The 20136-nt window shown below is 50.6% G+C and carries 20 protein-coding genes; 12 read left to right on the plus strand and 8 right to left on the minus strand.

Translation table 11 applies throughout. The annotated features are described in order from the left end of the window. Positions 1-16: 16 nt before the first annotated feature. Positions 17-892: a cytochrome c gene (locus OU789_RS01240; protein WP_274652585.1), complete on the minus strand. Its 876-nt coding sequence runs from the start codon at positions 890-892 to the stop codon at positions 17-19. A gap of 69 nt (positions 893-961) precedes the next feature. Further along, positions 962-1444 carry a c-type cytochrome gene (locus OU789_RS01245; RefSeq protein ID WP_274652586.1) on the minus strand — a complete coding sequence of 161 codons (483 nt, stop codon included), beginning with the start codon at positions 1442-1444 and terminating at the stop codon, positions 962-964. 92 nt (positions 1445-1536) lie between these two features. On the opposite strand from OU789_RS01245, the gene OU789_RS01250 reads away from it, so the two are divergent. Then, on the plus strand, positions 1537-2403 hold the full coding sequence (locus tag OU789_RS01250; protein WP_274652588.1) for a LysR family transcriptional regulator: 867 nt from the start codon (positions 1537-1539) through the stop codon (positions 2401-2403). A gap of 6 nt (positions 2404-2409) precedes the next feature. Here the strand turns inward: OU789_RS01250 and OU789_RS01255 are convergent, their stop codons facing one another. Together OU789_RS01255 and OU789_RS01260 are read right to left on the minus strand one after the other, a co-directional pair. Next, complete coding sequence (locus tag OU789_RS01255; protein WP_274652590.1) at positions 2410-3147, minus strand: hypothetical protein; 738 nt, start codon at positions 3145-3147, stop codon at positions 2410-2412. An 81-nt stretch (positions 3148-3228) separates the two neighbouring features. Next, a complete protein-coding gene (locus OU789_RS01260) occupies positions 3229-3921 on the minus strand; it encodes a GntR family transcriptional regulator (RefSeq protein ID WP_274652592.1) in 693 nt (230 codons plus the stop codon). A gap of 109 nt (positions 3922-4030) precedes the next feature. Between OU789_RS01260 and uxaC the strand changes: the two genes are divergently transcribed. From uxaC to OU789_RS01315, 11 genes are all read left to right on the plus strand, one after another. Continuing rightward, positions 4031-5437: a glucuronate isomerase gene (gene uxaC, locus OU789_RS01265; protein WP_274654487.1), complete on the plus strand. Its 1407-nt coding sequence runs from the start codon at positions 4031-4033 to the stop codon at positions 5435-5437. Positions 5438-5506: 69 nt separating this feature from the next. Further along, complete coding sequence (locus OU789_RS01270) at positions 5507-5824, plus strand: cupin domain-containing protein (RefSeq protein ID WP_274652594.1); 318 nt, start codon at positions 5507-5509, stop codon at positions 5822-5824. Between the two features lie 9 nt (positions 5825-5833). Next, positions 5834-6658: a 5-dehydro-4-deoxy-D-glucuronate isomerase gene (gene kduI / locus OU789_RS01275; protein WP_274652595.1), complete on the plus strand. Its 825-nt coding sequence runs from the start codon at positions 5834-5836 to the stop codon at positions 6656-6658. Between the two features lie 92 nt (positions 6659-6750). Beyond that, positions 6751-8178 (plus strand): mannitol dehydrogenase family protein, encoded by a 1428-nt coding sequence (locus OU789_RS01280; protein WP_274652598.1) that lies wholly within the window; start codon positions 6751-6753, stop codon positions 8176-8178. A gap of 130 nt (positions 8179-8308) precedes the next feature. Beyond that, positions 8309-8974 (plus strand): zinc uptake protein ZrgA, encoded by a 666-nt coding sequence (zrgA, locus tag OU789_RS01285; protein ID WP_274652600.1) that lies wholly within the window; start codon positions 8309-8311, stop codon positions 8972-8974. Positions 8975-8979: 5 nt separating this feature from the next. After that, positions 8980-9678: an ABC transporter ATP-binding protein gene (locus OU789_RS01290; RefSeq protein ID WP_274652602.1), complete on the plus strand. Its 699-nt coding sequence runs from the start codon at positions 8980-8982 to the stop codon at positions 9676-9678. Further along, on the plus strand, positions 9675-10925 hold the full coding sequence (locus OU789_RS01295; RefSeq protein WP_274652604.1) for an ABC transporter permease: 1251 nt from the start codon (positions 9675-9677) through the stop codon (positions 10923-10925). Before OU789_RS01290 ends, OU789_RS01295 begins: the two co-directional genes overlap by 4 nt. Then, positions 10922-11431 carry a DUF3299 domain-containing protein gene (locus OU789_RS01300; protein WP_274652606.1) on the plus strand — a complete coding sequence of 170 codons (510 nt, stop codon included), beginning with the start codon at positions 10922-10924 and terminating at the stop codon, positions 11429-11431. The genes OU789_RS01295 and OU789_RS01300 overlap by 4 nt, the downstream gene beginning before the upstream one ends. Next, positions 11422-11928: a DUF3299 domain-containing protein gene (locus OU789_RS01305; RefSeq protein WP_274652607.1), complete on the plus strand. Its 507-nt coding sequence runs from the start codon at positions 11422-11424 to the stop codon at positions 11926-11928. The genes OU789_RS01300 and OU789_RS01305 overlap by 10 nt, the downstream gene beginning before the upstream one ends. 413 nt (positions 11929-12341) lie before the next feature. Beyond that, positions 12342-12749: an adenylyltransferase/cytidyltransferase family protein gene (locus tag OU789_RS01310; protein ID WP_274652609.1), complete on the plus strand. Its 408-nt coding sequence runs from the start codon at positions 12342-12344 to the stop codon at positions 12747-12749. A 54-nt stretch (positions 12750-12803) separates the two neighbouring features. Further along, on the plus strand, positions 12804-14612 hold the full coding sequence (locus tag OU789_RS01315; protein WP_274652611.1) for an ABC transporter ATP-binding protein: 1809 nt from the start codon (positions 12804-12806) through the stop codon (positions 14610-14612). A 498-nt stretch (positions 14613-15110) separates the two neighbouring features. Here OU789_RS01315 and OU789_RS01320 read toward each other — a convergent pair whose 3' ends face one another. The 4 genes from OU789_RS01320 to OU789_RS01335 are packed head-to-tail and all read right to left on the minus strand — an operon-like array spanning position 15111 to position 20060. Then, the gene (locus tag OU789_RS01320) at positions 15111-17006 is read right to left on the minus strand and encodes an HAD-IIIC family phosphatase (protein ID WP_274652613.1); all 1896 of its coding nucleotides are present in this window, start codon (positions 17004-17006) and stop codon (positions 15111-15113) included. Then, entirely contained in the window at positions 17003-17248 is a 246-nt protein-coding gene (locus tag OU789_RS01325; RefSeq protein WP_274652615.1) for an acyl carrier protein, read from the minus strand. Before OU789_RS01325 ends, OU789_RS01320 begins: the two co-directional genes overlap by 4 nt. 57 nt (positions 17249-17305) lie before the next feature. After that, positions 17306-18487 (minus strand): hypothetical protein, encoded by a 1182-nt coding sequence (locus OU789_RS01330; RefSeq protein ID WP_274652617.1) that lies wholly within the window; start codon positions 18485-18487, stop codon positions 17306-17308. 4 nt (positions 18488-18491) lie between these two features. Further along, the gene (locus tag OU789_RS01335) at positions 18492-20060 is read right to left on the minus strand and encodes an MBOAT family O-acyltransferase (RefSeq protein ID WP_342453562.1); all 1569 of its coding nucleotides are present in this window, start codon (positions 20058-20060) and stop codon (positions 18492-18494) included. Between the last annotated feature and the right edge of the window lie 76 nt (positions 20061-20136).

Here is a 20136-nt window from a genome sequence, read left to right on the forward strand (position 1 = left end):
CAGTTGCCGCTAAAAGTTATGGTAGAGCTTTTAGATAAGCGGCAATTGCTTCCCTGTCTTCTGGCGAGATTTTTGCAAGACCTTCGACGACACTTGCCATCGCACCGCCTGCGCTATCGAACTCCGGCGTGAAGCCTGTCTCTAGGTAATAGGCGATATCGGGTGCGCTCCAGTCGAGCTTGTCAGGCGCTATGGCCGGAATGTTGCCTTTGCCAGACGGGTTCGGCGCGCCCCCCATCCAGTTTGCATGATCCAATCCGCCCGTAATGTCGCGGGGTGTATGGCATTCAGCGCAATGGCCAAGCGCTTCGACCAGATAGCGCCCACGCTCGATTTGTGGGGTTTCGGCGTTTTCAAGTACCCAACCTTCTTTGAGGTTCACCATTTTCCATAGGCCGAGCCCACGGCGCATGTTGAATGGAAAGCCGAGTTCGTGCGGCGCACTTTCCTCATCAGACGGCGGCAGCGTATCGAGGAACGACTTTAGGTCAACGATGTCCTGCGGAGTCATGTTGACGTAGGTTGTATAGGGGAATGATGGATAGAGATGCTTGCCGTCAGGAGAGACGCCTTCCTTGAGTGCGTTGGCCAAGTCGAGTGCGGACCAACCGGCGATACCGGCATCGCTTGGCGAGATATTGGGCGCAACAAATGTGCCAAAATCACTCTCGATTCTGTACCCTCCACTTAGGACAAGCTTGTCGTCCCCTGTTGATTTGGGCGCAGCATGACAGGAAGCACAACCAGCGGCCCAGAACACCGTTTCGCCGTGTTCTGTGTTGGGTTTAAGTCCTGCGAGGTAGTCTTCTGGGAGGGTTTGCGGCCGCGTTAGAAACCATGCCAAGGCAAGGCCAATGACGCCAAGAAGCAGCAGAAACCGTAAGAACTTCATAACCTTCCCTCCACGCATTAAAGGGGCAGAACCATGTTCCGCCCCGATAATTTGTCCTGAATATTCAGCCTAGTTGCGGCGCTGGCGATAGTTTTTGTGACATGCGTTGCAGGTTTTGCCTGCTTCACCGAACGCTGCGCGCATCGCATCAAGCCCATCACCGGCAGATTCGGCCAGTGCAGCAGATGCATTGGCAAGATCCATACCGTGCTTCATCGCCATGCTGTCAGCTTGCCAGATTGCCGGAAGTGCAGCGGTTTTGTCTCCGAGCGCTTCTGTATCCGAACCTGGAGGCCAGAGTTTGGATTGATCAAGAGCGGAAAGTGCGGCGAGGTTGGACGCGGCCGCTGTAGCAGCGTCGGCGTCATACTCGACTTCGCCTTTCGCCATCGCCGCAAGTTGTCCGACATTGAATGCATAGAGCTTCATTACGGCCTGGCGGGCTTCAACCGCTGCCATCAAGGCTTTTTCATCGTGGGAATCGCCAATCGCAGCAGAACCAAGTGTTCCGAGTGCAACGGCTCCGGCCAAAAGGGTAAGTTTAAAATTCATCGCGGGCCTCCAATAAGTTGGTCATATCCTTCGAGTATACATGTGAATAAAAGCAGGTATATTGGTAAATATTGCAGAAGGTTTGTTAATTTATGCACAAGCGGAATTGGGATGATCTACGTTTCGTCCTGACCGTGGTGGATCAGGGGTCTGTGAGCGCGGCGGCGAAACTGTTGGGCGTGAACCACGCAACGGTGATCCGACGTGTCGCGGCATTTGAGGATGACCACGGCGGCCCGATTTTTGCGCGAAGCCATAGCGGATATCGCGTTTTGCCGGATAGATGGCGAGTCATTGAGGCGGCGCGAGAAGTTGAAAATGCGATGTTTGCTGTCGAGCGCACGATGCAGAGTGCGGTCGCACCACTGAGGGGTGTTGTGCGTGTTTCCTCGACGGATTCGTTCTGTCAGATTCTGTTGCCAAAGTTCGTTGCGCGCCTACATTCAGAATCTTCCGAGTTGACGATTGACCTTCTCAGCAACAACAGTCACCTCGATTTCGCGCGGATGCAGGCGGATATTTCTGTTAGGCCTACGCCAACTTTGCCAGATGATATGCGGGGCGAAATTGCTTGCGACCTAGGGTTTGGAGCTTATGCAGCTAAGGATGCACCGGAGACGTGGCTTGGCCTAACTGGTGAATTGGCGCGAGCGGTTCCAGCAAGGTGGATGGCAACGCATATCGCACCAGAGCATATTACGATCGGGGCGGATTCATTCCTCGTTCTTCGCGAAATGGCGGTATCGGGGTTAGGTAAAGTTGTTTTGCCGAGATTCTTAGGAGATGCGGAGCCGCAACTGCGTCTTGTACCCGTTGAAGAGGACATTGCGTCCGTTCCTGTTTGGGTCGCTTCTCACGCGGATATGCGTATCGTTCCACGTATTAGAGCCGTTGCGGACCGTTTGGCGGCCTATCTCGGCGAAAATGCCGATCAACTTGCGGGACGTGGCCCTGAATAGCCTGGATCAGGCTCTTAGGAACTTGAAGCGATCCCAGATGGTAAGTGGTGCGATTGCGCCTTCAGGCCTATAACGCGCTAATAACTCCATCTCGGCCTCAGTCAGCCTCGAATTCAGATATCGCCACACGCGTGCAGCTTCTTTCGGGTTTAGCTTTCTTTGATGATACCTGAAGTCTGTTGGATTGTCTTTGGTGTGCGCGCCGCCGGTGCCGCTTTGCTTGGCGTCATAGTTGCTTCTGCTAAGCTGGCCGAGCTCGTCCCAGCGGTTTTCAACGTCTTGCGCGGTTGGCTGCGCGTAGCCCGCAGCGGGCTTGATCTCAAGGAATTCCATGGCCTCGTACATTGCGGCAGGCGATGCCACGATGTCCTCGTAATAAGCGATCTTACGGTCGGCCTTCTTCGCTTGCTCATAGAATTTAATGTTCGAAACATACGAGGCATATTTCGGATAATGGAATTCTGCCATTCGAACAAAAGATTCAAGCGGGTCGCGGACGATGAGCAAAACTTTCGCATTGTCCATTTTCTCAGGGTCAAACTTCGCCCAAGAGCTGGTTTTGCCACGTCGCGACCGTGGCGACAGATTGAGCGCATCATGCGAGCGACGGAAGGCCAGTTCAGGACATTCTTCTTTGCTCAACACGGATTTTTGACCGGGGGTGCGTTTGCCGTAAAAGGTTTCGATACAAAACCGAAGCCAGTTAAAGCCGCTGCGCTGCGAAGAAACTACGTATCTGTTCATACTGCCCCCAAACCTATGAACGGGTTATATGGGGCTGCGCCTGATTTCAAGCGTGAGGGATAGGTGCTCGATTATCTGCGGCTAAGGGCTTTCGAAGTACTCAGGGTGTTGTGCGCGGACTTGTTGAAGGATGTCTTTGATGCGCGCGAGATGTTCTTCCAGAAGTTTGGAAGCGCGCGGGGTGTTCCGCTCTTCGATCGCGTCCATGATCCGTTTGTGTTGCTCAAACGCGGTTGGGAGGCCAGATGGAAGCGAAAGAAAGCGTACCCGATCTATGTGGGCTTTCTGCTCTTCGATGAGGGGCCATGCGTGGGCGTGCCCTGCGGTTGCGCATATTGCTTTGTGAAACATGTCATCCAGAGCGTGAAAACCTTGGAGGTCATTGGCCTCAACCGAAGCTTCTTGTTGTTGGATCAAGGCTCTAAGCTCGTGGATGTCTTCGTCAGTTCCAAGCTCTATAGCTTCGGCGAGGCATGATAACTCGATGGCCTTGCGGATAAATGCCGCTTCGAGCACGCTTTGTTCAGATATCTTGGTGACCAATGTTGCGCGTTGCGGGCGAATTGCGATGAAGCCGAGCTTAGACAGACGGAAAAACACGTCGCGCACCGGTTGCCGAGAAACATCAAGCTGTTTGGCGACCTCCGCCTCGGAGACTTTGGTGCCCGGCGGCAGTTGAAATGTGATAATAGCTTGGTGAACCGCGTCAAACACTAGATCGGTGGTTGTTGTGCTGCGCCTATTTGCGTCGAGACTTATGCCGAGGTCGTTCATATTTCATCCGCGTTTTCTGACATGACTTTCTTAGATCAAAAGCCGTTTTGACACAACTGGTATAGTAGCGTATTAGAATATCGAAGCTCGAAATCAGATGGATGAACTAGTGGCGCTTTTAGATCAAGACAGACTTTTCCCTGTAGAAGACAAGCCACGGCAAATCGCCCGCGCGCTCTATGAAACAGTAGCTGATCTCCCGATTATTAGCCCGCATGGGCACTGTGATCCGCAATGGTTTGCCGAGAATGAGCGATTCCCCAACCCGTCGGAACTCTTTGTAACGCCGGATCATTATGTGTTCCGGATGCTGGTCAGCCAAGGTGTCTCGATGGATGACCTAGGCGTTCCTCGCGCTGACGGTAGTGTTGGGGAGGCGGATCCGCGCAAGATTTGGCGCATCTTTGCAGAGCATTTCCACCTGTTCAGAGGTACACCCTCTTCTTTGTGGCTCAACCATTCATTCGAGCATGTATTTGGGTTGGATATCCCGTTTAACACGGACACAGCTGACGCGTATTACGATCATATTGAAGCAAAGCTCGCCGAAGATGCGTTCCGCCCGCGTGCATTGTTCGAGAGTTTTGGCATCGAATGCCTAGCAACAACCGAAGGTGCGCTTGACGATCTGAAGTGGCACGCTCAAATCCGCGATAGCGATTGGAACGGGCGAGTCATTACGACCTATCGTCCCGATGCCGTTGTTGATCCTGAGTTTGAAGGGTTTGCCGAAAATGTTGAGAAATTCGGAGCGCTCACAGGCGAGGATACAGCTACGTGGAGTGGGTATCTAAACGCGCACCGTCTGCGTCGCGCGTTCTTTAAGGAGCATGGTGCGACTGCGAGTGATCACGGTCACGCGACGGCGCGGACCGAGTCATTGTCACGTCAAGACGCGGAAGCCCTGTTTCAAAAAGCAATTGCAGGAAAATGCAGCAAGGAAGAAGCCGATGCATTCCGAGGGCAGATGCTAACGGAAATGGCGCGCATGAGCCTTGATGATGGTTTGACGCTTCAAATCCACGCCGGTTCGGTGCGCAACCACTCCTCGAAAGTGTTGGCCAGTCATGGGCGGGACAAGGGCTTTGATATCCCGTCTCGTACTGATTACGTGCATGCGCTTCGGCCACTTCTTAGCGAAGTCGGCATGGAGCGTGACCTCAATATCATTCTGTTTACTTTGGACGAGACGGTTTATGGACGCGAGCTTGCGCCACTTGCTGGCGCATATCCGGCGCTGCGTCTTGGGCCACCTTGGTGGTTCTTTGACAGCTACGAAGGCATCATGCGATTCCGCGAGCAAACCACAGAGACCGCAGGTTTTTACAACACCGCCGGCTTTAATGACGATACGCGGGCGTTTTGTTCCATTCCAGCGCGGCATGATGTGTCGCGGCGATCAGATTGCGCTTATTTGGCGACGCTGGTTGCGACAGGCCGCCTTGGCGAAAGTGATGCATTCGAGGTGGCTCATGATCTTACTTACCGCCTCGCGAAAGAAGCGTACCGACTTTAGTGATCGGGCAAACCAGATCAAGAAACACTCTTTGCAAACCGAACAACGCACCAGTCTAAACGAGGAATTATGTCTGACTTGAAAAAATTTCCCACTGTCCAAGTGGATGACTTTGTAACGCGCGAAGTTCTTTCGGACTCCGCAGATCTGATGGTTGTCAGCTTTTCGTTCAAAAAGGGCGGGAAGGGTGACCTTCATAACCATCCACATGTCCAATCAACCTATGTTGAAAGCGGAGAATTCCGTTTCACGATCGAAGACAGGGAGTTCACCGTCAAAGCCGGTGACTCTTTCGTTATTCCATCAAACGCAACGCACGGGTGCGTCTGTCTTGAGGCAGGCCGCTTGATCGATAATTTCACGCCACGCCGTGAAGACTTTTTGTAAGGAACCACAATGCTCACAGTAGAAACCCGCCATGCCATTCACCAAGACCATGCAAAAACCATGGACACAGACAATCTGCGTAAGAACTTCCTTGCAGAGGGTATGTTTAAGGATGGCGAAATTCGCCTTGTATATACGCACTATGATCGTTTTGTGCTTGGCGGCGCCGTTCCAAATGGTGCGGAACTCGTACTCGACAAGGTCGAGGAAACACGCACAGCAACGTTTCTAGAGCGCCGCGAGATGGGCATTGTGAACATCGGCGAAACAGGAACCGTATCCGCAGCGGGCGAGACATGGACGCTAGACCGCGGTGATGTGCTTTATCTCGGTAAAGGCGCAGGAGCGGTTACATTTGGCGGGCAGGGACGCTTCTATATCACGTCTGCGCCGGCTCATGAGACACACCCAAACAAGCTCGTGAAACTCGAGGATGCGGCCAAGGTCGAAATGGGCGAGGCCGAAACTTCGAACAAACGCGTGATTTATCAATTTATCCATCCGTTGGTAATGGAAAGCTGCCAGCTTGTGCTTGGTTATACCCAGCTTCTGGATGGTTCGGTTTGGAATACGATGCCTTCGCATGTGCATGACCGCCGGATGGAAGCCTATCTCTATTGGGGTATGGATGAGGCGTCCCGCGTGATGCACTTTATGGGTGAGCCACAAGAAACGCGCCACCTTGTTGTTGGCAACGAAGAGGCGACAATTTCGCCGCCATGGTCGATCCATTCTGGCGCTGGTATCGGATCTTATACCTTTATCTGGGCGATGGCTGGCGACAATGTCGACTATACCGATATGGACTTTGTCCAGCCAAGCGAGCTTCGCTAGTCGCTCATTTGGAAAGACAAGCGCAGGAGGCATTCGTGTGTCCTGCGCGATTTGTTTGCGAATTTAGATCACCGAATAGACTGGAGACTGATATGAGCGTGCCACGGCTAAAACGAACCGGATCAAAGCCGAACGTCGGCATTGTTCATCTTGGGCCTGGTGCGTTTTTTCGCGCATTCAATGCAGTCTATACCGATGATGCCATGAAACAGGGCGACAAGGATTGGGGAATCCTCGCGGTGTCGCTTCGAAGCCCGACTGCGAAAGATCAGCTTGACCTGCAGGATGGGGCGTTTACCTCGGTCACGCTTGGCGCTGGGCATACGGAGTACCGAGTAATCAACTCGATCAGCGGAGTACTTGTTGCGCCCGAAGACCCTGAGGCTGTTCTTTCGAAAATGGCTGATCCCGCCGTCAAGATTGTCTCGCTGACGATCACCGAAAAGGGATATTGCCACGAGCCCGCAACAGGTGAACTCCAACTTGACCATCCGGATATCTCGCATGACCTTGCAAATCCGGAGGCTCCGAAGTCTGCAATCGGGTTTATCGTTGAGGCCCTCGCGCGCCGCCGCGCCGCGGGCGTTGCGCCCTTTACAGTCATGCCATGTGACAACATCCCTTCAAACGGGAAGCTCGCAAAAGGCATGGTACTGGCATTTGCCAAGGAACGTGAGAGCGCACTTGCGGCGTGGATAGAGGAGAATTGCGCATTTCCCTCGACCATGGTTGATCGGATTACACCGGCAACAACGCCGGCCGATGTGAAAAGCCTTGAGGAGGCTCAGGGGTATCATGACCCAGCGTGTGTTCAGCATGAGCCGTTTCGTCAATGGGTGATTGAAGACAATTTTGTGAACGGAGAGCGCCCGCAATGGGAGACCGGTGGCGCGCAATTCGTTGCAGATGTGGATGCGCATGAGTTGATGAAGCTTCGGTGTTTGAATGGAACCCATTCGACGCTCGCATATCTCGGATACCTTGCAGGGTTTGAAACGATCGCGGAGACAGTTGCAGAGCCAGCATTTGCCGAACTCTGTAAACGGATATGGCGCAACGAGATTATCCCAACGGTTCCAAAACCAGAGGGCGAGGATCTTGAGGCGTATTGTGATGCTTTGCTTGAACGATACCAAAATCCAAGCATTCGACACCGCACGTGGCAAATCGCGATGGACGGGTCACAGAAGCTGCCGCAGCGTCTTCTGGGTACGATTGCTGACAATATTCAAGCTGGCCGCGACTACACTTGTCTTGCATTGGCTGTTGCTGGCTGGATCAGATATGTGGGTGGCGTCGATGAGAACGGAGACCCGATTGAGGTCAAAGATCCGCTCGCAGACAAGCTTAAGGCGGCGATTGATGGAGCAAACACCCCTGCGGCTAAAGTTCAGACGGTTCTGTCCATGAAAGAGGTGTTTGATCCGTCTCTTTCCAGCAATCCAGACTTCGTCGCACGCGTGACCGAGGCTTATGAAGGTTTGCTTCAAAATGGTGCATTGGCGGTGGTCAAAAGCTAGTTCTTTACAGATAACAGGTTTGATTTTGTTCGGTCATCTGCGATGATTGGAATGTAATAACATAACGATTGAAAGTTCCAGATGGATCGGCCATTGTGCAGCCATTGCGAAATCAATTTGGAAGTTTGATATGTATCGACCGATTGTCTGCCTTTTGGCACTTGTCCCGACAGCCGTATTTGCCGACGAAACCCGTGAACTTGATAGCCATGAGCATGGCGTTGGTGAGCTCAATCTTGCAATCGATGGCAGCACGCTTGCGATGGAGTTACATGCGCCTGGTGCGGATATTGTTGGGTTTGAATATATGGCGGAAAGCGCCGAAGATAAGGCAAAGGTCGAGGCTGCGGTCGCAGTTCTGAAACAGCCGCAGAGTTTGTTTGTTCTCCCAGATGCGGCGGGCTGCGCAGTAGTTGATGTTCATGCAGGTCTAGAAGAAGAGGATCATCATGACGACGACCATTCAGAGCATGATGAAGCGCACGATCATGATGATGATCACGACAAAGACGGTGAAGAGCACGGCCACGACGACGAACACGATGACGAGCATGACGAACACAACGAACATGATGAGCACGACGATGACCACGAACATGGTGCGGCTCACTCCGAATTTCATGCCGAGTACAGCTTTACTTGCGAAAACCCTGAAGCTCTGACTAAGATCACATTTGACTATTTTGAAACTTTCGAGAACGCACTCGAACTCGAGGTGCAGGCTATTGGTCCAAACGGAGCACAAGCCTTCGAGGTCGAACGCGCAAATCCTGAACTTGACCTGAGCGGACTATAATAAGCTTGTCTCAATTCCCTGTAATAGAATTGCGGGATGTCCGCTTTCGGTGGTCGTCCCGATCATCATTCGCGATTTCCGTTCCAGAGTTGCAAATCGAACAGGGCGAGACTGTTCTGCTTCTTGGGGAAAGTGGATCGGGAAAATCGACCCTATTGTCTTTGATGTGTGGGACGGTCCTTGCCGACAGCGGCGAGATCAATGTCGGTGGAACCAACCTGAATTCGCTGTCGGGATGGGCTAGAGACAGATTCAGAGCCGAGCAAATCGGCATCATATTTCAGCAGTTTAATCTTCTTCCCTTTGGAACCGTACTCGACAATATTCTGCTGCCGCTAAAGTTTGCGCCAAAGCGCCGCGCGCGCTGTCCGGATGCAGCGGCAAAAGCTGTTGAGATGTGCAAAATGCTTGGATTGCCTGAAGGTGTTGAGAAGTCGAAGGCGGCGAACCTAAGTGTTGGTCAGCAACAGCGCGTTGCTGTTGTTCGTGCGCTTATCGGTGAGCCACCAATTCTGATTGCTGATGAGCCGACATCTTCGCTTGATGAAACCAGTCAGGAAAATTTTCTCGACTTGTTGTTCGCTCAAGTTGCAGCGCAAAAATCGACGCTGCTTATGGTAAGTCACGACCCAAGGCTTGCGTCTCGGTTTGATCGGGTTGTCCATATGAAAGACGTTGTGAGCGTAGAGGGTAGGCAGGCATGATCTTGCGGCTTGCTTTCGGTTCGCTCTTGGCGCGTGCACTCACTGTAGGCATGACCATACTGGCGATTGCGCTCTCGGTTGCGTTGTTTCTGGGGGTGGAGAAGGTTCGTACAGGGGCAAAGGCAAGTTTCGCTGATACGATTTCGGGTACAGATTTGATTGTCGGTGCGCGGTCGGGGTCTGTGCAATTGTTGCTCTATTCGGTGTTCCGAATTGGGAACGCAACGAATAACGTGACTTGGGAAAGCTACCAAGATATCGCGTCGCGTTCAGAGGTTGATTGGATCGTGCCGATCTCGCTTGGGGATAGCCACCGTCAGTTCCGCGTTATGGGGACCACGGAGGCGTTTTTTGAGCATTACAAATACCGAAACGGAAGAAGCCTAGCCATTCAGCAGGGCGAGCTTATGGGCGATTTGTTTGATGCCGTGATTGGGGCGGATGTCGCGCAGGCGCTTGGCTATAATACGGGTGACCCAATTGTTGTGGCGCATGGCATTGCATCTTTCTCCGAGCACAAAGATCAGCCATTTCGTGTATCAGGAATTCTAGAAAAGACAGGAACGCCCGTTGATCGAACGGTGATCGTTTCGCTTGAGGCGATTGAGGCGATCCATGTTGACTGGAAGAGCGGCGCGCGCGTTACCGGACAGTCGACGCCGGAAGAGGTCATTCGGCAGATGGACCTCAGCCCAAGTTCAATCACTGCCGCGTTGGTGGGCGTGAATAGCCCCATTCAAACCTTCGCGCTCCAGCGCGCCATCAATGAGTATTCCGAAGAGCCGCTACTGGCGATATTGCCGGGTGTTGCACTGCAGGAACTTTGGGCGATTGTCGGAATCGCCGAAACGGCGCTGCTGGCCGTTTCAGTTATGGTGGTTGTGACTGCGCTGCTTGGAATGATGGCCACAATCTTGTCGAGCTTGAACGAGCGGCGGCGTGAGATGGCTATATTGCGAGCAATGGGAGCTAGCCCTTTCACAATACTAGGACTGCTTGTGTTGGAGTCTGCGCTGACGGCGTTTTGTGGCGCTGTGTTAGGGCTCGGCATTCTCTACGTGGGCTTGTTTGTTGCGCAGCCGATCGTTGATCAGGCATTCGGTCTGTACTTACCAATAACACCTCCTGGAACGAGCGAGCTTTGGGTGATTATTACTGTTGTCTGTGCTGGCGCGATTGTGAGCATGGTTCCTGCAATCCGTGCTTTCCGCCTTTCACTCGCTGATGGTATGATCGTGAAATCATGAGCCAACTGAACCGACGCGACTTACTCGCAACGACAATCGCCGCTGTGTCTTTCCCATCGATCTCTCTTTCTGAGAGAGCGACAGAGATTATGTGGGAAGATTTGATCCCGCCAGGTGTTCCCTACGCCGAAATCATTGGCGAGGGTGAGCTTGATGAAGCAAGTGACTATTGGCGCCCGATTTATGATGACAACGGCGCCAAAGTAAACGACCTGTTAGATGGCGCCTATATCCGCATGCCGGGTTATATTATTCCGCTTGAGATGACATCGGAAGGCGTAACAGAGTTTGTGCTTGTTCCCTACGTCGGCGCGTGCATTCACACGCCTCCACCGCCAGCAAACCAACTTGTTTTCGTACATAGCAAAGAACCTTGGCCAGATACCGATCTTTGGGCTGCGGTTTGGGTTAGCGGCCGAATGAGTACGGAGTCCCTATCGACCGAGGTCGCAGATACAGGCTATAGCTTGGTTGCTGACCATATGGAGCTGTATGAATGGGAATAAGCACCTTTAGCCGCAGACAAGCGCTTGCTATTGCCGCAGGGGCCGTAGTGATGCCAAAGCTGGGTACGGCCGAAGAAGTTGTGGATTTGAATTGGGATGACCTCTTGCCCGAGGGGCAAACCGGCCTCGCGCAATCTCTTCAGGGGGTCGTTCAGCATGACCAATCTGCGCTTGCAAGCCAGCAACCTGAAGCCACAGGTTTCCGTTCTGATTGGAACGGAAAGATTGTGCGACTACCGGGGTACATGGTGCCCATTGAGTATGAAGGCACAGGGGTAACGGCATTTTTGCTGGTGCCATTTATCGGTGCCTGCGTACATGTTCCGCCTCCACCGGCCAATCAACTTGTACTTGTCCAAACCAACGAACCCTATGAATCCGAAGGGTTGTTTGAGGCTGTGAACGTAACAGGGATGTTCGGAGCGAGTGCGTCCTCCCTTCAGATCGCTGATGTCGGATATGTAATCTCCGCTGAGAAGATTGCTCCGTTTTATTGAACTGCGAAAATCAATGCCTATTTTGAACTGACGTTTAGAAAGGCGGTTCTAGAGAAGCAGAAGAAATCGCATTGGTAGAAAGCCGAACTTTTTGTTGCAGCGTTTAGCGTGCCTATCCACCCGCACATGCCTTTGAGATAGGGCGCGTGAATCGGTTCTAGAGTGACGAGCTCTATGTTCGGCTAGAAAGCTTGGGTCTTGAAGGTTGGGTGAGTGCATAGTGGCACAGATTGGACTTTCCGATGAAAAGTGAGTGCTTTTCCCTCTGATCGATCTTAAGTTTGCGCCTTGAACAGAAGTACTTTTGAGTGCTTGAAGGGATGGGCGATCACTATGGGGCAATTCAACCCAATTGATGCTGGTTTGGTCGCTTCAATGGGTACGCAGATGATATTACTAGGCAGGAAGAAAAGATGAAAACTGTGATTAGTTATGGCACGTTTGATTTGTTTCATCTGGGGCATGTGCGCTTGTTGCGTCGTTTGAAGAGCCTTGGGGGGCAACTTGTTATTGGTTGCTCGACCGATGAGTTTAACGCCTTGAAGGGTAAGAAATGTATTATGTCCTATGAGCAGCGCGTGGAAATTCTAAGATCCTGCAGATATGTTGACGCGGTGTTCCCAGAGCAAAGCTGGGATCAGAAGCGTGAGGATATTATACGAGAAAAAGCTGATATCTTTGGTATGGGATCTGATTGGGAAGGGAAGTTTGACGACCTCAAGGATATCGTAGACGTCGTATATCTACCGAGGACGGACGGAGTTTCGACTACGATGTTGCGGCAAGAAGTTATCAAAAACTATACAGTCCCCAAAAACTAATGCATGTCTCGTTTGAATAACGAATTGCGATTATGATCGGTAAAACAATACAAAATGAAAACAAAGCTTAAAAAATTATTCGGCGCTCTCGTTCCGCTACGAGATCCGATCATTAAGCGTTTGCTTAAAGAAAGCATGGCATTGGAATGGCGCCAATACGGGATCGCCATGGTTGCTATGGTTGTAGTCGCAATCACCACCGCGCTCACAGCATGGTCAATGGAAGGGATCGTGAATGCGCTCACCGAAAGCGAGGGTAGTGGTCACGTCTATTCAGTAGCGCTGATGATTGTCGGCATATTCTCGTTAAAAGGAGTTGCCACATATATTCAGACAGTTTTCATGCAGCGTGCGGGTAATCGAATTGTTGCACGCAAGCAAAATGAGCTGTTCGAGAAAATGCTTCAACAAGGGGCAGCGTATTACAATACGAACGAGTCTTCTGGCATCCTTAACCGGCTAACAAAAAGCGTTCGTGCGGCTCGATCGCTGGTCGAGACGATTGTCGTTTCTTATGTAAGGGATTTGCTGTCGCTTATTGGATTGGTTGCTGTGATGTACTATCAGCAACCCGTACTCTCACTTGTAACATTGATTTTCGGACCAGTTGCAGTCCTTGGCGTACGCAAACTTATTTCGGCTGTTCGCGACGTGATGTCGAATGAAATGGCGGCGCACGCCAAGATTATCAAACTTGCCCAAGAATCGATGCAAGGCGCACGTGTTATCAAGGTTTTCGACCTCGAAGGTGAGATGCGTGGCCAAATGCGCCAAGCTGTTTCTGATGTAGAAAATCGAGCGAATAAAATCGTGCGCTTACAAGCAATAACCGGCCCATTGATGGAAACCTTGGCGGGCTTTGCAATAGCGGGCATTCTGATCGTTAGTACACTAAAGTCATTTAATGCACAGCCGTTGTCAGCGGGAGAGCTTATGTCTTTCGTGACAGCGCTGATGATGGCCTACGAGCCTGCCAAGCGTCTGTCTCGCATGCGAGTATCAATCGAGACCAAACTGGTTATCACACGTCAATTGTTTGAGCTAATTGATGCTCCATTATTGATTGAGGATCGACCGAACGCGAAGCCATTGCCCGAGGGCGATGGAGAGGTTCGATTTGAAGATGTGAGTTTTGGTTACCGTAAGAATAAGCCAATTCTTAATCACATTAATCTAACCTTTGAGGCGGGTAAGATGACTGCGCTGGTAGGGTCTTCCGGCGGAGGGAAATCGTCTATTCTGAACTTGATTATGCGTCTATACGATCCAAGCGACGGTTCCGTTAAAATCAACAATATGGACCTGCGTGATGCAACCATGGCGTCGATTCATAGAGAAATTTCCTTCGTAGATCAGGATACATTTTTGTTTTCCTCAACAGTTTTCGAGAACATTAAATGTAGCCGCCCTGATGCAACCGATGAAGAAGTTTACGCCGCAGCACGCGCAGCGAGCGCAGAAGATTTTATTAAGGACCTTCACAAGGGTTACAAAACTCCAGTAGGTGAAAACGGTGCGTTTTTGTCTGGAGGACAAAAGCAACGTCTCGCAATCGCACGAGCTTTGCTTAGAAACAGTAAGATTCTTATCTTAGACGAGGCGACGAGTGCTCTGGATGCAAACTCCGAAACCCGAGTAAAGTCCGCTCTGCAAAGTAATATTGCTGATCGTACAACAATCGTTGTAGCGCATCGTTTAAGTACCGTTATGAATGCAGATATGATCTATGTTCTAGATCAGGGCGAGGTCATCGAGGCGGGTCGACCAAGCGATCTCCTCAATCAAAACGGACCGTTTCGAGCTTTGGTTGATCAACAATTTGAATCTGCAGCGGGTGAAAATACAGAGACCTCATCTTCTTGAACGACGATTAACGGCGTTAGTAAATAGATTGAGACATAAATAGAAATGTTTATGAAATCTAAGCTCTACTTGGCTTTGCAATCATTAAGTGTCACATTGCATAACCACTGTCAGTTGCTCGATTAGCAATATTGGGAACCACGTTCTAAACTTAAACAACGGTTGCGGATGTACTAATTTATCCGAGATGTTTTGAGAAATCGTGCATGAAGTACATACCACTATGAAAATTCTAATGGTTTGAACGCATTTTCAGTCGGGATTGGTTGGTTTCTAAACGTTCCTGAATGAAAAGCCAGATCGCCAGCAAATCGGTTCTACACGCAGTGCGAGCATTGAACGGTTCTAAGCGCCAAATTGAGCTAAAACGTTAGCAGGGAGTGTCTGCGAGTATTACGCATTTCAAATCCTGTCGACGGCCCGTTGACCATGTTCCTGCCACTTAAGTCAGCGCCACCCAAAAAGAGGGAAACGCTCGATTTGATCATCCAGGCGTTCTCATTGCTCTAGGCTAACATCAATAAAGGTTCGATGCGGTTCATAGTCTTTTACGCTACAAGAATAATCTACCGAGCCATCATCGTTTTCTGATACAACGTTGAATCCCATGTCCGAATAGAAGCTGGATACCATTTTGTTACGGTCTGTCGGAATATACTGCGCGACAATTTTCTCAACGCCTGCCTTCGCGGCTTCTTCAAACAGGCTGTTCATAACGCGCTGCTCTACGCCCCGTTCCAAAACACGACAGGACTGCAGCCAAGTATCGATCGACCATTCTTTGTTATCTTGCCGCACAATCACGACACCGATCATTCCGTGCTGAGCAAATTTGTCGTCCAGACGAACTTGCCAACCTAGTTGATTGGGGTCGTTCTCAATTGCCCTGACATCTTCTTCTCCATAGCGCCGCGTTGTCAGGTTGAATTGGTTCGATTTGTTGATCAACTGAGTTATGCGCGCACGCCCAACGTCATCGAAGGGCGAGATCGTCATACGCATTTCGAGGGTGGTCAGGTAATCGTCGTAATTTCCGATCTTGGCTCTAATTTCAGCCGCTGCGGCGCGCCCACCATAACTTTCAGCCCGTGAAATATCTTCAGTATTCAAAGGTAAATGATCAAACTGGCCAGACTGGGCGATCCGCTCAATATAAAAGGATGGGTCCTCACCGACTTCGATTGTCGAGACTAGAGGCAGCTCCTGTCTAACGCGCTCGCGCTCTGCCGCATTGTCATCGATGAACACGAAAGTTTCGAGGCCCAAGCTAAGCGTTTCGGCGATGGACTTGATGTTTGTCGCTTTGTCGCTCCAGTTGGCCTGAAACACAGCGATATGGTCTTCCTTAATAACCATCTCGGAATGTTCACGGAACGGCTCGCGGGCGATTTCATCGGTATTCTTGGAGCAAACAGCGAGTACAACACCTCGCTCACGCAAGCCCAATACGAAGTTCTGAAATGCGACGAAGGCTTCACCTTCAGGCGAATTCTGGCCAAGCTTGATTCCTCCTAGCCCGTCGTCACCAATGACACCGCCCCACAATGTGTTGTCGAGATCTAGAATAAGTCCGCGCGCGGACTTGCCCTTCATCGCCGCTAGTATGCTTGCTATGTTGTCCGCCGCCAATGGGCACATTTCTAGGCTGAAGGGTATTTTTGCAGCATGGTACCGAACTGGGTCTAGCCAATTCTCAAGCCCAACCCTGCTTGCCAGCGCCGCCTGATCCCACAACAACCATTTGCCTTCAATAGCACCTTCTGCGAGCAAGAGATTAATGCGTTGCCTAAACCGCGCACTTGAACCGGGCGTCGCTAACTCCGCAGATGAGACCTGAAGCGCGGTGGGGAGCGTCGCAAAAATCGCGGGGCAGCCCGTTTTTTGCTTTGCTGCTGATGCCAGTGCGGCAAATAGCTCTTCGGCATCGGCAAGAGCTTCATTCTCGGCCGAAACATCAAGCAGAGGCCGCTTGCTCGCAAAAGCACTTTCATCCAGCACAACCAAGACCGCATCCAGAGATTGGGCAAAACAGTTGGCAGGCGAGAAGGCAAAACTCGCCACGCTGTCGTAGGGCGCTTCTATAGAAGATATAGAGAGGCCTCGCGCCAACCCAGCTGCCGCCAAAGGGTCAGGAAGATAGCTTAGCGTACGATTGCCAAGTAACCCGATGGTTATGGGCGCAAACGCATCGTCTAATTGGGTCGCTTTCTTGAGCTTTTTTGCTAAGCGCTCTACCAGAAGCTGCTCGCGTCGGCCCAATTGCTGATTGGCGAGCGTTTTCACCGTTGTATAGTCTGGCACCCGGCCATCGGCGAGAGTTGCCTCGATTTCAGTCAAACGCTCAGCCCAGTCTTTGGCCAGAGGTGGCCGCCAGGGGAAGTTGCAGTTTGTCATGTGCTTTGCTTTGCCGCTGCTTCAACCAGATCCCCTAGATTTTGGAACCCTTGCATTTCAGATGTGCTGAATTGAACGCCGAGTTCCATCTCGATCATGATCATCAATCGGACGTGTGAAAGACTATCCCACTGAGGGACATCATCTGCTGTCGTAGTCATTGTGACAGGACCGTCATATTCATCGAATAAGTCTCTGATAATCTCTGTCACTTTGTCGAGAATGACTTGTGAATCTGCCATAATTTGAATCCTTCTTGTCCGAGAATACGAGCAGTCTAAAATTTGAGAGTGACCGCTCTATTTATCATTTAACGCTGTTTCGGGCATTAATAAGCTGTTTGTGGGGCGATATTGTTCCACAGCCAACCGAATTTTATTCTCATGGCTAGGGAAGTTTTCTTTGGTTAGGCGATCGCTGCCGGTTTTGACCGCAGAGATAAACCTGTGCAAAACTGCGGGGTCAAATACGTGTCCTACCTCGCGAAAGTTAGCTAGATCACTGGCAATGGCGGGGTCGTCATCAAATGCGTAGATGCTCACATTGGGAATATCACTCGCTGCATTTACCAAGCAGCGACGGGCAACCATCATTTCATCAAGCAAAGTCGCGCTGATATCGTGCCGCCGGACATAATAGAAGGCATAAGAATTGATAGGTACTAGAATGTCTACTTTGACACCACGTTCGGAAAGCGTTCTCACCGAAGGAACAAGTTGTTCGTTTATAGCTTGAAAGCTTTCACAGTCTCTACCGCTTGAGGCACCAATTCCCGCCTGATAAAGCTCCACAAGTCGCTCGATCTTTTCCATCTCAGCGGGAGTTTGGAAATTATCATACATCCGCTGAACAAACTTTGAATAGATTTCATCGTCTGGGTTGCTGTATGTAAGTTCGCCCCTCAAAATCTTAAATGTCTGTAGGATCGTCGGTAAGTTAACCATGCGCAAATCGTTGGTGATATCAGCATCGTAAAGGAATGTCGGAAAGCTGCGATTTGTAATGTCTGGGTTGCGGATATATGTCCAATCGAACGTAAGGATAACATTCTTGATGTCAGGATGTTCGGCAAGCCGGTCAAGGATCATATCACGATCCCGTGGCCTCGGGCCGCCATAACTAAGGTTCATCGCCCGCGCGTCTGATCCGAGCAAATCATCTAGGAATTCAGGCGTGTACATCGCTGTCACTGAGCTCCCTACAAGGAACGTATTGTATGTAGGATCCTTGACGGCAACATCTATCCAATCGATGACGAGGTCTCTGGGCGTATCACCCGCTTGGATCCGCGGCTCTGTACCCCATTTGTAAATGTTATAGGGGTCAACGGCGATAACCAGTATAGCCAGTGAAAGGTAAATACACGATATGAGACCCGCAGCAATCAACATGGGCTTCGCCGCACGCCAGCGAATTGCAGCAAGCTTGCCGTGTGGTTGGCAAACCGCGGGAGAAGAGGCTGATTTGTCGGCATACTTCATATCGTTAGAACCCCTGATAGAGGAAGGGTGGTTGCCGCGAGACGTAGTAAAGTGAGGCGATCACCAAAATGGAAAAGTAACTCGCCTGAACCCATCCAGGACGCCATAGTCCGCGCAAGAAAGACGGTCCGTAGCTCTTATTGTCATAGGTCATGATTGCGGGACGGTAACGTCGCATAAGCTCAACACTATTCGGACAGCAATAGATGATGAAAAAGGCGCCAGCGAGCATCAAGACAGGTTCACGCATATCAAAGAGAGAACGCGCATCAAACGATGTACCGAACATTTGCGAGAACAAATGGAACCCACCAAAAACGCTTTCTGAACGGAACATTGCCAGGCTAAGGCATAGCGGCATGAAGAATATCGCGCGCTCAATAAAACCAAGGATGTACGGGTTTGCTGTTTTGCTGATTGATTTATACCACTTCGTTGAACGAACTTCGGTCTCAAGCGCATACCAGAAACCATGCATCAGCCCAAACACACAGAACGTCCATAACGCACCGTGCCATAGTCCGATGATTTGAAAGTTAATCAACATGGGCAGCCACAAACTGAGCAAATGCGCAGGTAGCGGGGCAAGCCGGTTGAACATACTGTAGCGCGTCCCTGCCACGGATAGTGGGGTGTAAAGGAATCTGGCGATCACTCGCGTAAGTGTCATATGCCAGCGCCGATAATAGTCTATTATTCCGTTCGCTTTAAAAGGTGAGAAAAAATTTATCGGATATCGTAACCCGAACATTCGCGCGAGACCGATCGCCATATCAGAATAACCTGAAAAATCGAAGTAAAGCTGCCCCATGTAGGCCAGCGCTCCGATCCAAGCTTGAAGTGGATGTATCTCCCCCCCAACCTGCGCTGCGCTAAATACTACATCCACGGTCGGAGCAAGATTGTCGGCAACAACGACTTTTTTGAACATTCCAATCGATATGAAACTCAAACCGACGGCAAAGTCGATCGGGTTTATTCTGAGGAAACGTTTAGACTGCACTTGCGGATTGAATTCGCTGAAATATGTAATCGGCCCGATGATGAGCTGCGGAAAGAAGCTGACAAACGCGCCATAACGGAAGAAAGCCGCGACTATTGATTTTACCGAACCAAGTTTACCCAGGAACTCCATGACGTTGTCTTCACGTCGATAGGCATCAGCCAAGAAGGCAGCTTGGTGGAATGTATAGAATGATATTCCTGCAGGAATTGCGATACCGGCGAGATCAACCATCAAACCCGCGTCGGGCCCAAACAAAAGCATCACAATCTTGTATTTAAAATAACAGAGAGAAATGATGTTGTAGGCTTGCCCAGCCAAATAGATACGTCTTCTATTCTTATTGTCATCATCTAAAGAAGAAATAGAGATTGCGGCGGTAAAATTAATCGTTAACGCCAAAAGCAATAAAATGACCGAATTGATGCCGTGAGGTACATAAAAAATAATTGAAAAAATGAATAAAACAGCAAGAGCAGCGCTTTTTCCCAAAAAATGAGAGATAGAATAAAATGCAACCAATGCCGTCGGTAAGAAAACAAACAAAAATATTGGATCTGTAAATATCAATCCCGCTATTCCTTCAAATAGATACTCACAAAATTGATCTGGGGCTTCCCAGAACGATTGAACAAAATTACTTAAA

Source organism: Halocynthiibacter sp. C4, from assembly GCF_028823805.1.
GTDB classification, from domain to species: domain Bacteria; phylum Pseudomonadota; class Alphaproteobacteria; order Rhodobacterales; family Rhodobacteraceae; genus Falsihalocynthiibacter; species Falsihalocynthiibacter halioticoli.